16 protein-coding genes and 1 pseudogene are annotated in these 16,084 nt (G+C 63.9%); 6 read left to right on the forward strand and 11 right to left on the reverse strand.

The features are described 5' to 3' along the window. On the forward strand, positions 1-103 hold a 103-nt coding region (locus Q0T48_RS22070; protein WP_366887934.1), incomplete at its 5' end, for an IS3 family transposase. 214 nt (positions 104-317) lie between these two features. On the opposite strand, the gene Q0T48_RS17235 is transcribed toward Q0T48_RS22070, so the two are convergent. From Q0T48_RS17235 to Q0T48_RS17255, 5 genes and pseudogenes are all read right to left on the reverse strand, one after another. After that, positions 318-725, reverse strand: a complete 408-nt coding sequence (locus Q0T48_RS17235) for a YchJ family protein (RefSeq protein WP_295958721.1) — start codon at positions 723-725, stop codon at positions 318-320. Between the two features lie 15 nt (positions 726-740). Continuing rightward, complete coding sequence (locus Q0T48_RS17240; protein WP_295958723.1) at positions 741-1,775, reverse strand: DctP family TRAP transporter solute-binding subunit; 1,035 nt, start codon at positions 1,773-1,775, stop codon at positions 741-743. Between the two features lie 18 nt (positions 1,776-1,793). Continuing rightward, on the reverse strand, positions 1,794-3,092 hold the full coding sequence (locus Q0T48_RS17245) for a TRAP transporter large permease (RefSeq protein ID WP_295958725.1): 1,299 nt from the start codon (positions 3,090-3,092) through the stop codon (positions 1,794-1,796). Continuing rightward, positions 3,089-3,598: pseudogene (locus Q0T48_RS17250) on the reverse strand (TRAP transporter small permease). Before Q0T48_RS17250 ends, Q0T48_RS17245 begins: the two are co-directional and overlap by 4 nt. A 122-nt stretch (positions 3,599-3,720) precedes the next feature. Further along, entirely contained in the window at positions 3,721-4,758 is a 1,038-nt protein-coding gene (locus tag Q0T48_RS17255) for a LacI family DNA-binding transcriptional regulator (protein ID WP_295958727.1), read from the reverse strand. Positions 4,759-4,977: 219 nt separating this feature from the next. Between Q0T48_RS17255 and Q0T48_RS17260 the strand changes: the two genes are divergently transcribed. After that, the gene (locus Q0T48_RS17260) at positions 4,978-5,457 is read left to right on the forward strand and encodes a gluconokinase (RefSeq protein ID WP_295958860.1); all 480 of its coding nucleotides are present in this window, start codon (positions 4,978-4,980) and stop codon (positions 5,455-5,457) included. Positions 5,458-5,494: 37 nt separating this feature from the next. After that, the gene (locus Q0T48_RS17265) at positions 5,495-6,787 is read left to right on the forward strand and encodes an MFS transporter (protein WP_295958729.1); all 1,293 of its coding nucleotides are present in this window, start codon (positions 5,495-5,497) and stop codon (positions 6,785-6,787) included. Positions 6,788-6,856: 69 nt separating this feature from the next. On the opposite strand, the gene Q0T48_RS17270 is transcribed toward Q0T48_RS17265, so the two are convergent. After that, the gene (locus Q0T48_RS17270) at positions 6,857-7,741 is read right to left on the reverse strand and encodes a LysR family transcriptional regulator (RefSeq protein ID WP_295958731.1); all 885 of its coding nucleotides are present in this window, start codon (positions 7,739-7,741) and stop codon (positions 6,857-6,859) included. An 84-nt stretch (positions 7,742-7,825) separates the two neighbouring features. Between Q0T48_RS17270 and Q0T48_RS17275 the strand changes: the two genes are divergently transcribed. Next, on the forward strand, positions 7,826-8,737 hold the full coding sequence (locus Q0T48_RS17275) for a DMT family transporter (protein ID WP_295958734.1): 912 nt from the start codon (positions 7,826-7,828) through the stop codon (positions 8,735-8,737). An 81-nt stretch (positions 8,738-8,818) separates the two neighbouring features. Here the strand turns inward: Q0T48_RS17275 and Q0T48_RS17280 are convergent, their stop codons facing one another. Next, positions 8,819-9,061, reverse strand: a complete 243-nt coding sequence (locus tag Q0T48_RS17280; protein ID WP_295958737.1) for a DUF2789 domain-containing protein — start codon at positions 9,059-9,061, stop codon at positions 8,819-8,821. A gap of 58 nt (positions 9,062-9,119) precedes the next feature. Continuing rightward, positions 9,120-9,944, reverse strand: a complete 825-nt coding sequence (locus tag Q0T48_RS17285; protein WP_295958741.1) for a class II glutamine amidotransferase — start codon at positions 9,942-9,944, stop codon at positions 9,120-9,122. A 223-nt stretch (positions 9,945-10,167) separates the two neighbouring features. On the opposite strand from Q0T48_RS17285, the gene Q0T48_RS17290 reads away from it, so the two are divergent. Then, positions 10,168-10,641 carry a hypothetical protein gene (locus Q0T48_RS17290; RefSeq protein ID WP_295958744.1) on the forward strand — a complete coding sequence of 158 codons (474 nt, stop codon included), beginning with the start codon at positions 10,168-10,170 and terminating at the stop codon, positions 10,639-10,641. A gap of 364 nt (positions 10,642-11,005) precedes the next feature. Here the strand turns inward: Q0T48_RS17290 and Q0T48_RS17295 are convergent, their stop codons facing one another. The 3 genes from Q0T48_RS17295 to Q0T48_RS17305 all read right to left on the reverse strand — a co-directional run bounded on the left by Q0T48_RS17295 (position 11,006) and on the right by Q0T48_RS17305 (position 15,466). After that, the gene (locus Q0T48_RS17295) at positions 11,006-11,863 is read right to left on the reverse strand and encodes a nitroreductase (protein ID WP_295958746.1); all 858 of its coding nucleotides are present in this window, start codon (positions 11,861-11,863) and stop codon (positions 11,006-11,008) included. 237 nt (positions 11,864-12,100) lie between these two features. Then, a complete protein-coding gene (locus tag Q0T48_RS17300; protein ID WP_295958749.1) occupies positions 12,101-14,041 on the reverse strand; it encodes an FAD-binding monooxygenase in 1,941 nt (646 codons plus the stop codon). A gap of 84 nt (positions 14,042-14,125) precedes the next feature. Beyond that, complete coding sequence (locus Q0T48_RS17305) at positions 14,126-15,466, reverse strand: MFS transporter (protein ID WP_295958750.1); 1,341 nt, start codon at positions 15,464-15,466, stop codon at positions 14,126-14,128. Positions 15,467-15,579: 113 nt separating this feature from the next. Between Q0T48_RS17305 and Q0T48_RS17310 the strand changes: the two genes are divergently transcribed. Further along, complete coding sequence (locus Q0T48_RS17310) at positions 15,580-16,059, forward strand: MarR family transcriptional regulator (protein ID WP_295958752.1); 480 nt, start codon at positions 15,580-15,582, stop codon at positions 16,057-16,059. Positions 16,060-16,084: the final 25 nt, after the last annotated feature.

A 16,084-nucleotide genomic window follows, 5' to 3' on the forward strand; every position in this document is an offset into this window, starting at 1 on the left:
TTGGTATAACCGGACTCGACTGCATTCGACGCTGGACTATGTCAGCCCGGTGCAGTTCGAGCAGAACTGGCTTGCGAATCAGCCCAAGCAAGCCAACTCATGAGCTCGGTTATGGGATACGGATTCCAGGGGCAAGGTCAGGTATCCCGTTGTGTATTCGTAAAGGGATGCACCAAAAACGTCGCACGAGGTCCTCCCTTTGGGGACGCCAGCGTGTGCTCGACGGCGATATCAGTTAACAGCATGTTGTTTTCCTTGTGATTCGATAACCCCCAGGTGGTCCTGCCACATGGGCCTCCATCACCCCCCGAAGTTCCCTACTCCGCCCCGTGCATCTGCCCGTCAATGTAGAACCAACGCCCGTCCTGCCGCACAAAGCGGCTGGTTTCGTGCATGCGCTGGGCTTTACCGCCGTCGCGGCAGCGGGCTACGAATTCGACGATGCCGGCATCGCCCGCCTCTACCGCGCTGCGCACTTCCAGGCCCAGCCATTTCACCGGCGGTAGCTCCAGGTCGCCCGGCGCGGTGGACGGGTGCCAGGTGAACAGCAGGTAGTCCAGCAGGCCCAGCACGTAGCCGCTGTAGCGCGAGCGCATCAGGGCTTCGGGCGTGGGGGCGTAGATGCCTGCATCCATACCCTTGTGCCACGGGCCGCAGCAGTCGGCGTAAGTCTGGCCGCTGTCACAGGGGCACGGGGCGTGGGCGGGGTGCAGGTTTTTCTTCATGCTCTGACTACTTGCTTATTTCTTTCGGGCAGCGATGGATTTTTCAGCGGTGGCGACCAGATCTGCACCAATCGTCTTCTTCCACTTTTCAAACACCGGGCGGGTGGCGGTGACGAACGCCGCGCGCTCTTCGGGCGTGAGCTTGGTGACGGTGGTGCCCAGGGCGGCCAGGTCTTTGAGCAGGGGCTGGTCGGCCTCGACCAGGCCTTTGCGGGAGATGGCGATTTGCTCGCGGGCGGCATCCAGGGCAGCCTGTTGGACGATGGCGCGGTCGGCCACGGTCCAGCTGGCCCAGATGTCTTTGTTGACCACAAACACCAGCGGGTCGGCCACGTAGCCCCACAGGGTGATGTGCTTTTGCGCCACGTTGTGCAGCTTGGCGGCGGTGTAGATGGAGAGCGGGTTTTCCTGCCCGTCTACCGCCCCGGTGGCCAGGGCGGGCTGGGCATCGGCCCAGCTCATTTGCGTGGGATTTGCGCCCAAGGCGGTGAAGGTGTCTTGGAACAGCGGCGAGCCGACGACGCGGATTTTCATGCCTTTGAGGTCGGCAGGCGTGTGGATGGCGCGCTTGGAGTTGCTGATTTCGCGGTAGCCGTTTTCACCGTACGCCAGGGGCTGCACACCGGCTTTGTCGATGATCTTGAAGATGTCTTTGCCCACCTGGCCCTGGGTGAGCGAGTCGATGGCGGCGTAGTCGGGCATCAGGAACGGCAGCGAAAACAGGTTCAGCTCTTTGACCTGCGGCGACCAGTTGATGGTGGAGCCGATGGCCAGGTCAATCACGCCCTGGCGCAGCGCCGAGAACTCGCGCGTCTGGTCGCCCTGGATCAGCGACACGCCCGGGTACAGCTTGATGTTGATGCGGCCCTGGGTGCGCTCGCGGACCATATTGGCCCAGATCTCGCCGCCCTTGCCCCAGGGGAAGGCGGTGCCCAGCACCAGCGACATCTTGTACTCGGGCTTGTAAGCGGCGGTCTGGGCGATGCTGCCGTTGGTGGCCAGCATGGCGGCAGTAGCAACAGCCAAAGCGAGGAAGGAACGAACTTTCATTTTTGTCTCCTGAAAAAATCAATAACCCAAATAGTGCGGCAGCCACAGAGCGAGTTGCGGGAACGCAATCACCAGCACCATCACCACGAACATCGAAAATAGCATCCAGCCGACCCAGGGCACGGTCTCTTCCATGCGCACCTTGGCGATGCGACACGACACCATCAAATTCACCGCCAGCGGTGGCGTGAACTGGCCCAAAGCCACCTTCAGGGTCAGGATCACACCGAACCACACCAGATCCCAGTGGTAGAAGGTGGCAATCGGCAGCAAGAGCGGTACGAAGATCAAAAATATCGACACGCCATCCAAGAACATGCCCACGGTGACCAGCATCACGATCAGCAGCGCCAGCACGCCGTACTCGCCCAGGCCGGAGTTGACGATGGCATTGGTGATTGGGTCGATCACGCCCAGCGTCGACAGCGAATAGTCAAAGATGCCCGCCAACGACACCACCAGCAGAATCACCGCCGACAATTCGCCCGACTCGCGCAGGATGGGAAACAGGTCACGCACGGTCATCGTGCGGTGGATAAACATGCCGACGAACAGGCCATAAAACACCGCCACCACGGCCGCCTCGGTAGGCGTAAACCAGCCAGCGCGCATGCCGCCCAAGATCAGCACCGGCGCGGCCAAGCCCCAAATGGCATCACGCAGACTGGCCCAGAACGGGGGCCTTGGCATGCTGGATTCCAGCGCACCCATCTTGTGTTTGCGCGACAGCCACACGGCGGGCACGATCAGCGCCAGCCCAGCCAGCACGCCAGGAATCATGCCCGCGGCAAACAGCGCGGGCACCGACGCGCCGGGCACCAGAATCGAATAGACGATGAATGCAATCGACGGCGGAATCAAAATATCGGTGGCCGCCGCAGCACCCACCACGCTGGCCGAAAACGCAGGCGGGTAGCCCGCCTTGTTCATGGCGCTGATCATCACCGCGCCCACGGCGGCGGCGCAGGCCGGGCCGGAACCCGAAATTCCGCCCAAGAACATGGCTACCGCAATGGCGACCAGCGGCAGCATGCCGGGGCCACGCCCCACCACGGCCACCGCAAAGTTCACCAGCCGCGCGGCCACACCAGAGCGGTCAAATATCGAGCCGACCAGCACAAACATGGGGATGGCCAGCAGCGGGTACTTGCCCAGCCCAGCGTAGAAGTTTTGCGGCACGGCCAGCAGGCCAAACCACTGGCTGCTGCTGTTGGCAATGGCAATCGCCGCAGCGCCCGCCAGGCCCAGGGCCACGCCAATCGGCACGCCCATCAGCATCATCACGATGAAGGTCAGAAACAGCAGGGTGGTGATCATGCTTCGCGCCCCCGGCGGATGAACAGACCCACGGCGCGCAGCGCAATACCCAGCGACAAAATCGGCAGCTATATCGAATACCACCAGGCCGGTACCCCAATACCGGACGTGGTCTCGTCAAAGCGAAAGTCGTCCCACACCATGCGGATGCTCAGCGTGCCAATCAGCGTGAACAAAATCGCCACCATCACCGCGCCAAAGCGCGACAAGCCCTTGCGTCGCGCCATGCTGCCGCTGTCCGAGAAGTATTCAATGCGGATGTGCCGATCCCGCGCCACGGCGGCCGACGCGGCCACCAGGGTCAGTGCGATCATCAAAAACACCGAGATTTCCTCCGTCCAGGCAAAGGACTCGTTGGTGAAATAGCGCGCCAGCACATTGGCAAAAGTGATCAGCGCCAGCGCGCCCATCACCAGTACGGTGAGCCAGTCTTCGATCTTCAGAGGGACGGTGGTGGCGGGGTCGGCTTCGGAAGCCTCTAACTCGGGCTGGGGATCGGTGGACATACAGGTAGGGTGTGAGGGAGCGGCCAAAGGCGGCCGACCGGGCGCGTACGAAAAGCACGGCACGGTAAAAACCAGCGGGCATCATAACCACGCGGCACCACCCCAACCCCAGAAAATCGGCCTCAGCCCGGCTGGGTACTTTCGCGCAGAATCAGGCTGAAACCCAGGTCTACCCGGTGCTCGACCAGCGGCTCCTGCAGGACCCGCTGCAGCAGCAATTGCGCCGCACGCTGGCCCACTTCCACACGCGGGGTTTTGACGGTGGTCAGCGAGGGCACCATGTAGGCGCTGGCAGGCAGGTCGTTGAAGCCACAAATGGCCAGCTGGCCTGGCACCCGCAGGCCGCTGCGCTGGGCGGCCAGCAAAGCCCCCTGGGCCAAGTCGTCGTTGCAAAAAAACACGGCTTGCACCGCATGCGGCGAGGCCAGAATTTGCGCCAGCAGCTGCCCGCCCACGCCGATGGACGAAGGTGCGGGGTCCAGCCACTCCAGATTGGCATCGTGCAAGCCTGCGTCCTGCATGGTTTTGCGCCAGCCCTGCAAGCGCTGCAGGGTGCGTGGGTCAAGCTGCGCCGCGGCGAAAGCGATGCGCTGGTGGCCACAGTCCAGCAAGTGGCGGGTCATTTGCCCGGCGGCGTCAAACTGCGAAAAGCCCACGCTCACCACATCGGCCGCATCGGAGTTCTCCATCATGTAGACCACCGGGACCCCACTGGCCGCCACCAGCGCCTGGGTGCGGGCGGTTTGCTGCAGCCCGGTAAGCAGCAAGCCTGCGGGGCGGTGCAGCAACTGCTCGCGCACCAGCTGCTCTTCTTCCAGCGGGTCGTAGTGCGTCACACCCACCAGCGTCTGGAAGCCCGCTGCCCGCAGCACGCTCTGCACGGCCTCCAGCAGGTCCACAAACAAGGTGTTGGTCAGTGACGGAATCATCACCGCGATGTGGCTGCTGCGCTGCGAGGCCAGGGCACGGGCCGCCGGGTCGGGCACATAGCCCAGCTTTTCTGAAGCATCGGCCACGCGTTGCGCCATCTCGGCATCGACCCGGCTGTTGCTGCGCAAGGCACGGGATGCCGTCATCTGGCTGACACCGGCCAACCGGGCCACATCGGCCAGCGTGGCACGCCCGGTAGAGCGGCTGGAACGGGTCGTGGTTTTGATCATGAAATGAGTGTAAACCCTGAAAAGATTTTTCCTGGAAACCCATAAGATAGCGCTATCTCAAAATAATAAAACACTGGTAGCAATAAAGCTAAAAAATTTTACCCAATTAAGTTAGCGCTATCTAAAAACCAAACCCGCACCATGACCGCCCCTACCCGCCCCGTCTCCGCCGAAATCCCCGCGCAGCACAGCCCCTTCCCAGCCCGCAAACTGGTGGTGATGGGCGTCTCTGGTTGCGGCAAAAGCAGCGTCGCCGAAGCCCTGTGCCAGCAACTGGGCTGGGCCATGTTGGAAGGTGACGCCTTCCACAGCCCGGCCAACAAAGCCAAGATGCACGACGGTGTGCCGCTGACCGACGAAGACCGTGCGGGCTGGCTGGATGCCGTCGGGCTGGCCCTGCAAACCCAGCATGGCGGCGCGGTGGCCAGCTGCTCCGCCCTGAAGCGCCTGTACCGCGAACGCCTGCGCGCCTGCGTGCCCGGCCTGCGCTTCGTGTTTTTAGCCATCGATCCGGCCAGCGCCGTGGCCCGCGTGGGCCAGCGCATGGGTAGCCACTTCTTTCCGTCCACCCTGGTGGACAACCAGTTCCAGACCCTGCAATCCCCCGAAGGCGAGCCCCTGGTGCTGTGCCTGGATGCCACCCGGCCGCTAGCCGAGTTGTGCGAAGCCACGGTCGCGTGGCTGGCCACGGCCGCCTGACCCCTTTTTTTCGCCCCCACTTTTAGGAGACATTTCCATGACCCCCCCCTCGGCATCCCGCATTCCCAAACTGCGATGGCGCATTGGCGGCCTGATCGGCGCAGGCGTACTGATCAACTACTTTGACCGCATCAGCCTGTCGGTGGCCGCGCCGCAACTGCAAGCCGAGTTCGGCCTCACCTCCGCCGATATGGGCATCCTGTTCAGCGCGTTCTTCTGGAGCTACGCCATGCTGCAGATCCCGGCCGGGCTGATCCTGGACCGGCTGGGCGTGACCCGCATTGGCCGCTGGGGCGCATTTTTGTGGGGCATTGCCACGGCGCTGACCGCCTGCGCGGGCGGGTTTGCAGGCATCTTCATGGCGCGGGTGCTGCTGGGTATTGCCGAAGCACCCAGCTTCCCGGCCAACTCCAAAGCCACGGGCTACTGGTTTCCGCGCACCGAGCGGGCCATGTCCACCGCTTTGTTCGATGCCGCCGCGAAGTTTTCCAATGTGATTGGCGTGCCGCTGGTGGCCTTTGCGGTGGTCACGCTGGGCTGGCGCTGGGGCTTTGCCATCGTCTCGGGCCTGAGCTTTGCGTACTTTGTGGCCTTCTACTTCATTTACCGCGACCCCAGCGCACACCCTGGGCTGAGCCAACAAGAGCACCAGTTCATCAAAGACAACGGTGCCACACCGGAAGGCCATTTGTCGGCCAATCCGGCTGGCATGCTGGCCTACCTGCTGGGCAACCGCAAGATCTGGGGCCTGTCGATTGGCTTCGCGGCCTACGGCTACTGCTTCTACCTGTTCCTGACCTGGCTGCCCGGCTACCTGGTGCAAACCATGCACATGAGCATTCTGAAATCGGCCGGGTACGCCGCCATTCCCTGGGCGTTTGCCACCCTGTCCGACCTGCTGGTGGGCGGCTGGCTGATCGACCACCTGATCGCCAAGGGCCACGACGAAACCCGGGTGCGCAAGTCCGTGCTGCTGGGCGGCATGTTCTGCGGGCTGGCGGTGTTCGGTGCCACCACCACCACCGACCCCACCATCGCCATCATCTGGATTTCCATCGCCCTGAGCGGGCTGGCCGCTGCCGCCCCCGTGGGCTGGTCCCTGCCCTCGCTGATTGCGCCCAAAGGCGGCGTGGGTGCCGTGGGCGGCATCATGAACTTTGCCAACAACATGATGGGGGCCGCCGCGCCCATCGTCACCGGCTACATCGTGGGCAGCACCAACTCCTTCAGCATGGCCTTCATGGTTGCCGGGGTGGTCTTACTGGTCGGCATGGCAGCGTTTGTGTTCTTGCTCGGGCCGATCAAGGCGATACCCGATCTGGCGGAATAAGCCGGAAGCTAATTGCTACATATTAAATAGCTACTAGCGCAGGAAGAACCTATGCTAGATGCCTATTTCTTATAAATTTTTAGCCGCACCGGCCCCCAGCGTACCCAGCATCTGCGCGTACATCGCATCCACCGCAGGCGACGGCTGGGAGCGCTTGCTGCGCAACACCGCCACGTCCATCGCACCGAGTGCGGGCAGCGCGTATTCGGGTGGCAGGTTCTGCAAAATCTGCAGGCTGGGTGGCACGCTGCAGCGCGTCAGTACCGCCACCGCCAGCCCGCTTTCCACCACCGCCAACTGGCCCGCCAAGCTAGAGCTGTGGTACACGATGCGGTAGGCCCGGCCCTTGGCGGCCAGGGCCGACAGCGTGGCAATCCGGGCCATGCTGCCCGCCTCGTACACCGCAATCGGCAAGGGGTCGCGCCGCCAGGCTTCAAATGCAGCGGCTCCCACCCACACCAGCGGCTCCTGGAACACAAACTGCCCGCGCAGTGGCTTGTCGCGCGAGACCAGGGCCAGGTCCAGCTCGCCGCGCAGCACGCGGGGGATCAGCGTGGTCGATTGCTCGCAGGTCAGTTCGATGTCCACCCCCAGGTAGCGGCTAGCGAAGCTGCGCAGCACAGGCGTCAGGTAAGTGGCGGCGTAGTCGTCGGGCACACCCAGCCGCACCCGCCCGGCCAGTTGCGGCCCTAGCAGCGCCGTGTGGGTTTCGGCCTGCAAGGCCAACATGCGGCGCGCAAAACCCAGCAGCTCGGTGCCCGCGGGCGTCAGCGCCATGTGCCGCGGGCCGCGCAGCAGTACGGCGCGGCCCAGGGCCGCCTCCAGCTTCTGTATCTGCATGCTGACCGCCGACTGCGAGCGGTGCACCAGCGGGGCCGCCGCCGACAGCGACCCGGCATCCACCACCGCCACAAAGGCGCGCAACCAGTCAATTTGAAAATCGGGGTAAGGCATAGGAACTCCACCATTCGTTTAACGCATAGTAATCTTTAGAACTATGCGCTTTACTAGCCACAGCCCGCCGCGCACCATGGCGGCATGCACACCTCCACCCTGCCCTCCCCACCCTTGCTACCCACCCCAGCCCAACGTGAAAAGCAGGGCAAGCTGCTGCTCATCGCTGGGGGCGTGCTGCTGGGCACCATCGGCGTGTTTGTGGAAGAAGCCGGGCAGCACCCGCTAGCCACGGTGTGGTTTCGCTGCGTGTTTGGCGCGCTGGCCTTAGGGCTGTGGGGCGCGGCCACCGGGCGGCTAGGCGAGCTGTGCCTGCGGGGCCGCAGCCTGGGGGTGGTGGGCCTGGCGGGTGGGCTGATGCTGCTGAACTGGGCGCTGTTTTTTGCGGCCATTCCCCGCACATCCATCGCCGTGGCCACGGTGGTGTTCCACATCCAGCCGATCTGGGTGATGGTGTGTGGCGCCTGGGTGCTCAAAGAAACCGTGGCCCCGCGCCAGTGGGCGGCCACGCTGGTGGCGCTGTGCGGGCTGGCGCTGACCACCGGACTGCTGGACGGGGGCTCCCACAGCCTGGGCGACGGCTATGGGCTGGGCCTGCTGATGTGCCTGGGCGGGTCGCTCAGCTATGCCGGGGTGACGCTGATCGCCAAAACCGAGCGCCGCGTCACACCCTTTGCCCTGGCCTGGTGGCAGTGCGCGGTGGGCGTGGTGCTGCTGGCCTGGGTGCCTTGGGTCTATGGCTGGCCCGCCGAAGCTGCCAGCTGGGCCTGGCTGGTTGGCCTGGGCGTGTTCCATACCGGCCTGGCCTACGCCATCCTGTTTACCGGTATGGCCCGGTTGGCCACCGGGCAGATTGCGGTGCTGCAATACGTCTACCCGCTGACCGCCATCGGGGTGGACCGCCTGGTCTATGGCCGCACGCTCAGCACGGTGCAGGTAGCGGGCGTGGTGCTGATGGCGCTAGCACTGTGGACGCTGCGCAGGCCGCAGCGTTGAACAGGCTTATTGCTATATTTTTGATGGCAGCTTACGCAGGTGGAATACGCGCTAGAGGCCAATTTTTTATAAATTTCAGGCCTAAGCCTTTGGTGCGCGCAAAGCCTGGCTCAGCTGGTCTACCGGTTCGGCCCAGTCGGAATCCTGCTGCAGGGCCTCGCGCAAAAACGTGGCCTGGGCGGGCGACCAGAAAGGCGCGTCCGGCAGCAGCACATTGCCCGGCAGCGGCGCGTTCATGGCCAGAAAACGGGCAATGGCTGGCGCGTCCGAGGGTAGGCCCAGCTGGACGAACAGGGCATGGAAGGAATGTGTAGGTGTGTCCATGCCTTACCTTACCGCATTTGCCGCGCCAAGGCGATGGCTGGCGGCTGCCTTCAAGACCTCAAACGCCGCCGTGCCGTGCCAGCAACTTGCCCTGCCGCACGGCGACCAGCTCGCCCTCGGCCAGCGGCCGCCAGGCCTCGTCGGTCAACGCCACGCTGGCGATCAGCAGGGCATCGTGCTCCTCGGCATCGGCCTCAATCGCCACGCCGTCCTGGTGCGCCGGTGGCGGTGCGGCCGACATGCACACCCGTTCCAGCAACCACAGCCCGGGCGGTTCGGCGGGTTCGCCATCGGCATGGATGCGCCGGTGGCCGTGGGCAAACAGGGTGTCACCGTCGGAATACAAAAAGTTGGCCGGGCCCAGCGCCCGCATGTCGGCCGCAAAAGCCACCAGCAGCGCCATGCGCGCCTCCAGCGGCGGCGGGCTGGAAGCACCGGCCCACAGCGTGTGCAGGCGGGCCAGCAATGCGCAAAACGCATGCTCCGAATCGGTCTGCCCCACCGGGCTGTACGCAGCCAGCGCCATGGTGGGGCTGGTCTGGAAGTTGACCAGGGTGCCGTTGTGGGCGAACACATGGGTGTGGCCGCCCAGCTCGCGCATGAAGGGCTGGGTGTTGACAAACTGCACCGTGCCCAGCGTGGCATGGCGGATGTGCGAGATGCCCAGGGTGGTGCTGGGGCCCTCGGTTTCCAGATAGCGCACCAGCGCACTGTCGCCCGCCGCCCGTGGCTCCCGGAACAGCGCCACGTCCACGCCCTGGTAAAAAGCCACGCCCCAGCCATCGTGCACCCCGCCCTGGGCGCTGCCGCGCGAGGCCAGGGTGTGCAGCGAAAAGGTCAGCTGCGCGGGCTCGGAGGTCGACAGGGCTAGAAGTTCACACATGATTTTTGAGGCTGGGTTTCCAAAGGAAGTTGGGTCTGCGCCGGGTGGTGCCAGAGCATTGTCCGGCAATGCCGCATGGGGCCAGCAGGCCCAACCCTTCGGCGCGCTAGGAATTCCGCCATGCCCTCGGCACCGCTTGCGTTACCGCTTTACGCTCTCCGTGCATAGTGCCCGAAAGCGCGCTTGAACCCGCTTTACGCCCCCGTTCTGAAGGAAACCCGTGATGCGCCTATTTGTTGCAACCCTTTTTTCATCGCTGCTGCTCGCGCTGGCGGGCTGCGCCACCGTCACGCCAGGCATGACCCGCGAAGAAGTGCTGTCGTCCTTGGGCCGCCCCACGGCCGAACTGGACCGTGACGGCATCCACCGGCTGCAGTATTCGCGCCAACCGATGGGGCAGTCGGTGGTGATGGTGGACCTGGATGCCAGCGGCCACGTCGTGCAGTCGCGTGAGGTGATGAATCCCGCCAACCTCTACAAGATCGATGTGTCGGGTACCACCACCCAGGCCGACATCCTCTGGGCCCTCGGCCCGCCCGCCACGGTGGACGGCGTGATGGCCTGGAATGGCAAGATCTGGGCCTACCGCTGGAGAGACATCGAGGACATGTGGTTCTGGGTGTACTTCGACCCTGCAGGCGTGGTGCGGCGCATCCAGCAAGGGCCGGATATACCGTTGTTTCGGGTGATGCGTTGAATATCTATTTTTATAAAAAAAGTAATTTTTCTATAGCGCCTTGTGTAGATTAAATCTACGCTACCTGCCAATTTGGCTGCTAGAAAATTGTCGTAAATCTATAGCACCCGCCATCGCAATGGCCGGGTACACCCGCAGGCAGCGTCTTCACCAGACTGCAGACGAACGGATGGCGAAACCCTATGTGCGGCTCGCCACGCTGGGCAGGCTTATGGTGCCAACAACCGGTCCTGGGCCAAGAGATCCGCCGCAGCGGCAGTGCGTGCGGTTACCCCAGCGGAACCACGCGCCTGATCGGACCGGGCGACACCAAGATGGGCCGCTCGGTATCGAACCTGGTAGCCATCGAGGTGTTCGCTGCGCCTTAGTCCGCCAGCTGTCCGCGGTCCGCAGACGGGGCACCGGCCGCGGCTTGCTCCGCAGCGGGTGTCCAGCAGGACCAGACCTCCAAGGGCGCGGCGTGGTCTCTGTCGGGCGGTGCTTTCACCACGCTGCCCAGGCTGATAAATCCGGCCAGGAATTCCCCAGGCTGGATACCCAACGCCTCCAACAACACAGGATCAAAGCAGCGTTCGCCACTGAGCACAATCGCGCCAAAGCCCAACTGGTGAGCCGCATTGAGCAGATTCCCCAAGGCCGCACCCGCGGACAGGGTTTGTTCGCGCATCGGCACCATGCTGCGCGCATTGGGAGACACCACAAAGGCCAGCAACACTGGTGCACGGGTGGCATGCTCGCGCGCACGGCGGATATCTTCCGGCGATGCCAAAGGGTCGCGGCGGCGTTTTTCCTGCTCGAACGTATCTGCCAATCCCGCCCGCTGCGCGGCGCGGAACTCGATGACGCGCCAGGGATGCAGATGGCCGTGGTCGGGCGCGTGCAAAGCGGCTTTCAAAATCCAATGGATGTCTTCGGCACTCGGCCCTGGGGTGCTGAGCCGCTTGGGCGAGACGGACCTTCTCTTTAAGAGTGGCGCGACGGCAGCTTCTTTTTTGGAAGTCTGCAAATTTCGGTGCAAGGCCTCCACTTCCAGCAACGCCGTTTCAGCCCAGGCCAGCACCTGCGCACCTTGGGACGTCAGGCCGCCAAGCCCCGTGCCTGGTTGCAGGATGGACGTTTGAAACTCGCTTTCGGCTGCCTGCAAGGCGCGGGCTAAATCCCCATCAGACGCAGGATCGATGCGTGCGGCGGGGTCGGATTGCGGATGCTTGCCGATAGCCACAAGTGAACGAAGTTGGTTGATTTCCACGTGCGGGGGCCTTTAGGGGGATAAAAACTTTGCGCCAGGCGCATCCGGTAGGCGCTACCGGACATGAAGAGGTTAATTGCAGAAGGTGGGTTGGCGCATCTAAATTCAGCATTTATCCAAAAATTCCCACAAATCCATAGCCCCCTAAAGCCGCCCAGCGCTGGCCAGCCGATGTTGCAGCCACGCACAGCGCCAGGCACCCCCCAGTCCCTACGACAAAGACCCTGCATCCCCCCGCATAAACCCGGCAAAAAACTCTGCCAGTTCCCGGTGTGCCCCCAGCGGCAGCACGTGGGCAATGTACTGGTCGGGGCGGACGACGACCAGAGCACCTTGGGCCCGGTCGATGCCGCGCAGAGAGAAGATGTCTTGGCCGCTTTTTACGTCGGCGCAGAAGACTTTTTCATAGTCGCGCAACTGGTAGCGCCCCTTGCGCGGCAGCAGGATGGGCGGCAGGGCTTCAAGATCCATGGCGCGATGGTCTTGCTGGAAGATGGCGCGCAGGTCGAAGACTGCATCGATATCCTGGCCTGCGGGGGTGAACTGGCGCACCGGTGAATCCGGAGATGTTTCCAGGAAGCGGCACAGCGCGCCCAGGCCGGTATCTGCATCGCTTGCTGTACCGGTGGCGGCCGCGAAGGCGTACAGGTGCCAGCGGCCGTCGGCCTGGGCCACGTGGCCGAGCTGCAGCGGCTTGGCATCGAAGGCGCGCAGCACCGGCGCGGAATGGAAGCGCGTGCCGACCACGAAGCCGGTGGCCAGGTGCTGGTGGGTGGCCTGCCCGCAAATAGCGGACGGGCGGTAGTGCGTGCCCATGCCGGCGGTAAAGCGGCCATGCTGCTCGAAGTACTTTTGGAACTCTTTCGGGTCCACGCCCTGGATGGTACCGCTGGCAGCTTGCTGCGGGCGGTCGCTGAACATCTGGGCCCATTCGCGGTCGAAGTCGATCAGTTCTTGGGCCACCACCTGGCGCTCTTGCGAGTAGGTGTGCAGCAGCTCGGGCCCGCATTGGCCGGACAGCACCGCCGCCAGCTTCCAGCCCAGGTTGAAGCTGTCCTGCATAGAGAAGTTCATGCCCTGCCCGGCCTTGGGGCTGTGGGTGTGGCAGGCGTCTCCGGCGATAAACACGTGGGGCTGCGCGGTACCGATGTCTAGGGTCGCCACATCGTCGTATTGGTCGCAAATGCGCTGGCCGATTTCGTACACCGACCACCAGGGCACCTCTTTCACCTCCAGCGTGTAGGGGTGCAGGATGCGCTGCGCGGCGGCGATGAGGTGGTCCACGGTGATACCGCGGTGGGCCACCCGCTCGTCTTCGCCCAGCTTGTCCATCTCAACGTAGAAGCGCACCAGGTAGCCGCCCTCGCGCGGGATCACCAGCAGGTTGCCATGGGCGGACTGCACGGCCACTTTGTTGCGGATGTCGGGGAAATCGGTCACGGCCAGCATGTCCATCACGCCCCAGGCGTGGTTGGCCGAGTCACCCACCAGCTTGCGGCCAATGGATGTGCGCACGCCGCTGCGCGCACCGTCACAGCCGACCACGTAGCGGGCTTTGATGGTTTCGATCTGCCCGTGGTGGGTGGCATCGGTGCGCTCCAGTTGCACGGTGACGGGGTAGTCGGCTGCGCTGCGGTCTACTTTGAGGCCTACGAAGTTGCGGGCGTAGTGCGGCTCCAGCCGGGTGGGGGCGTTGCGCATGTGCTCCAAATAAAAGTCATGCACCCGCGCCTGGTTCAGGATCACGTGGGGAAACTCGGACAGGCCGTCTTCGGTGTCCTGCACCCGGCCATGGCGCACGATGCCGCCCTGCTGCGGGTCGGCAGGTTTCCAGAAGGTCACTTCGTTGACCCAGCAGGCCTCTTTGAGCACCCGGTCGCTGAAGTTGAAGGCCTGGAACATCTCCATGGTGCGGCAGGCAATGCCATCGGCCTGGCCCCGCTCCATGGGGCCGTCTTTCTGCTCCACGATGCAGGTGCGGATGTGGGGAAACGCGGCCAGTTGGGCGGCCAGCGTGAGGCCTGCAGGGCCGCAACCGACGATGAGCACGTCGACCTCTTGGGGCAGCGCATCGGTGTGGGGAATGGCGTGGGCCGACGCGTTCAAAACTTCGGGGGCGCCAGGCTGGAAGCCGTTCAGATGGAATTGCATTTTTAACTCTCTTTGTGGGGATAACGTGAAACAACTGGTCTGGCTCGGGGTGCTCTACCCCTGAGTCCATAAAAGTCAGGTGTGTCACAGGGTGGGGGTGGACGGCGTGTGAGCCTTGGGCACCACCAGCGTCAAGACCGCGCCGAAGAGGGCTAGTGCCGCCAGCACGTAGAAGATGGCGTTAAGCGCAAAGCCGCCGCCGATCAAAAAGCCGCCCAGTAGCGGTCCGCCCACGCCGCCCAGTCGGCCGAAGCCCGCACACCAGGCCACGCCAGCACCGCGCACATGGGTGCGGTAGTAGTTGGCGACAAAGCCGTAGATCAGGGTTTGGGTGCCGCTGGTGCCCATACCCACCACGGCGACGGCGGCCAGCTGCACGGCCAGCGGCAGATCCAGCGTGAGCACCGCAATCGCCACCGCGCCGATGGCAAAGCTGGCGGCCACCACGCGCTTAGGGCCAAAGCGATCAGCAACCCTCGAGCCCAGCAGCGCGCCAATCACCGCGCCGCCATTCAACACCAGCAGAAACGACAGCGAGCCCTTGGCGTTGAAGCCCGCACGCAGCATCAGCTCAGGCAGCCAGGTATTGAGCGAATACACCAGCAGCAGGCCGGTGGCGCTCATGCAGCCCAGCACCAGCGTGGGGAACAGGTAGCTGGAGCCGAAGAGCCCGGAAAATCCGGGTTTTTCCGTGGCCGCAGCCTGGGCCAGCACCACGGGTTCGTCAGCAGGCATCTCCACCCCGGTGCGCAACGAGATCGCACGGGCCTCTTCCAACCTGCCGCGCGACACCAGCCAGGCCACCGACTCCGGCATCTTGCAATACGCTAGCGGCAGCAGCGTGACCAGCGGTAATGCGCCCAGCCAAAACATGCCGCGCCAGCCGATGACGGGCAACAGCACCATCGCCAGACCCGCCGCCAGCAGGCTGCCTAGCGGGATACCCGAGTAGACGATGGCGATGAACAGGTTCTTTTTGCCCTTGGGCGCGTACTCGGCAATCAGCGCGCCGGTGGTGGCCACCAGCGCGCCCACCCCCAGGCCGGTGGTAAAGCGCAGCAGGCCAAACAGCGTGGCGCTGGTGGTCAGCGCCGTGAGGCCCATGCCGATAGAAAACCAGGCATAGGCGAACAACATCACCTTACGGCGGCCCAGGGTGTCGCCCACGCTGCCCGCCAGCAAGGCCCCCACCAGCGCATAGCTACCCAGCGCACCGGCGATGCTGGGCGTAACCAGGCCGATATGCGACGGATCGCGCAGAAATGTCGACACTACCGTGCCATAAACCACCAGGTCATAGCCGTCAAAAACCAAGCCCACCGCGGCCAGTGTCACGATCCAGGCCACCGTGCGGAGGTGGCGGGTGTCGGGTGGGTTGTGCCTGCGTACAGCGGCAATGGAAGGGGGCGCAGAGGATGGGTGCATGGTGGTTAGATCTTCGGTTTTAAATACGTACACTTATCATCAGTGTACTTAATATAAGTGTAGGGTTAAACTTTGGACGAGTGCCTAGTACAAACCCTTGACCGACATTCCCTATGACGACTCCGCTGCCCACCCCTGCCCTTCCGGGCCTGGACGACTTTCCCGGCCACACCATTCGGCGGCTGCAACAAATTGCCGTGGGTATCTTCCTAGACGAGACGGGAGACTTGGGCATCACCCCGGTGCAGTTCGCCCTGCTCTTCGCCGCGGCCCAGCAGACCGGGCTGGACCAGCGCACGCTGGCAGGCAAGATCGGCCTGGACACCTCGACCATCGGTGCCGTGGTGGACCGCCTGGAGGGCCGTGAACTCATAGCGCGCCAAGTCTCACCCGACGACAAACGCGTGCGCCTGCTCAGCGTCACCCCCGCCGGCAGGGACCTGCTAGACACCGCGATGCCCGCCATGCAGCGCGCCCAAGAGCGCATGCTCGCCCCCCTCCCCCCCGCCGACCGCCCCGTCTTCATGGCCATGGTCCAACGCATCGTGGAGCAGAACGGGGCTTGGAGCCGGGGGGCGAAGGAGGCTAGCTGAAGGGGACCAGAAGCAATACCGAGGT

The organism is Rhodoferax sp., assembly GCF_025354435.1.
Taxonomy (GTDB): Bacteria; Pseudomonadota; Gammaproteobacteria; order Burkholderiales; family Burkholderiaceae_C; genus Rhodoferax_B.

Excerpts from the sequence above, each read along its gene's own strand:
- Q0T48_RS17235 (WP_295958721.1), bottom strand. The coding sequence starts at position 725 with ATGAAGAAAAACCTGCACCCCGCCCACGCCCCGTGCCCCTGTGACAGC.
- Q0T48_RS17240 (WP_295958723.1), bottom strand. The coding sequence starts at position 1,775 with ATGAAAGTTCGTTCCTTCCTCGCTTTGGCTGTTGCTACTGCCGCCATG.
- Q0T48_RS17245 (WP_295958725.1), bottom strand. The coding sequence starts at position 3,092 with ATGATCACCACCCTGCTGTTTCTGACCTTCATCGTGATGATGCTGATG.
- Q0T48_RS17255 (WP_295958727.1), bottom strand. The coding sequence starts at position 4,758 with ATGATCAAAACCACGACCCGTTCCAGCCGCTCTACCGGGCGTGCCACG.
- Q0T48_RS17260 (WP_295958860.1), top strand. The coding sequence starts at position 4,978 with ATGGGCGTCTCTGGTTGCGGCAAAAGCAGCGTCGCCGAAGCCCTGTGC.
- Q0T48_RS17265 (WP_295958729.1), top strand. The coding sequence starts at position 5,495 with ATGACCCCCCCCTCGGCATCCCGCATTCCCAAACTGCGATGGCGCATT.
- Q0T48_RS17270 (WP_295958731.1), bottom strand. The coding sequence starts at position 7,741 with ATGCCTTACCCCGATTTTCAAATTGACTGGTTGCGCGCCTTTGTGGCG.
- Q0T48_RS17275 (WP_295958734.1), top strand. The coding sequence starts at position 7,826 with ATGCACACCTCCACCCTGCCCTCCCCACCCTTGCTACCCACCCCAGCC.
- Q0T48_RS17280 (WP_295958737.1), bottom strand. The coding sequence starts at position 9,061 with ATGGACACACCTACACATTCCTTCCATGCCCTGTTCGTCCAGCTGGGC.
- Q0T48_RS17285 (WP_295958741.1), bottom strand. The coding sequence starts at position 9,944 with ATGTGTGAACTTCTAGCCCTGTCGACCTCCGAGCCCGCGCAGCTGACC.
- Q0T48_RS17290 (WP_295958744.1), top strand. The coding sequence starts at position 10,168 with ATGCGCCTATTTGTTGCAACCCTTTTTTCATCGCTGCTGCTCGCGCTG.
- Q0T48_RS17300 (WP_295958749.1), bottom strand. The coding sequence starts at position 14,041 with ATGCAATTCCATCTGAACGGCTTCCAGCCTGGCGCCCCCGAAGTTTTG.
- Q0T48_RS17305 (WP_295958750.1), bottom strand. The coding sequence starts at position 15,466 with ATGCACCCATCCTCTGCGCCCCCTTCCATTGCCGCTGTACGCAGGCAC.
- Q0T48_RS17310 (WP_295958752.1), top strand. The coding sequence starts at position 15,580 with ATGACGACTCCGCTGCCCACCCCTGCCCTTCCGGGCCTGGACGACTTT.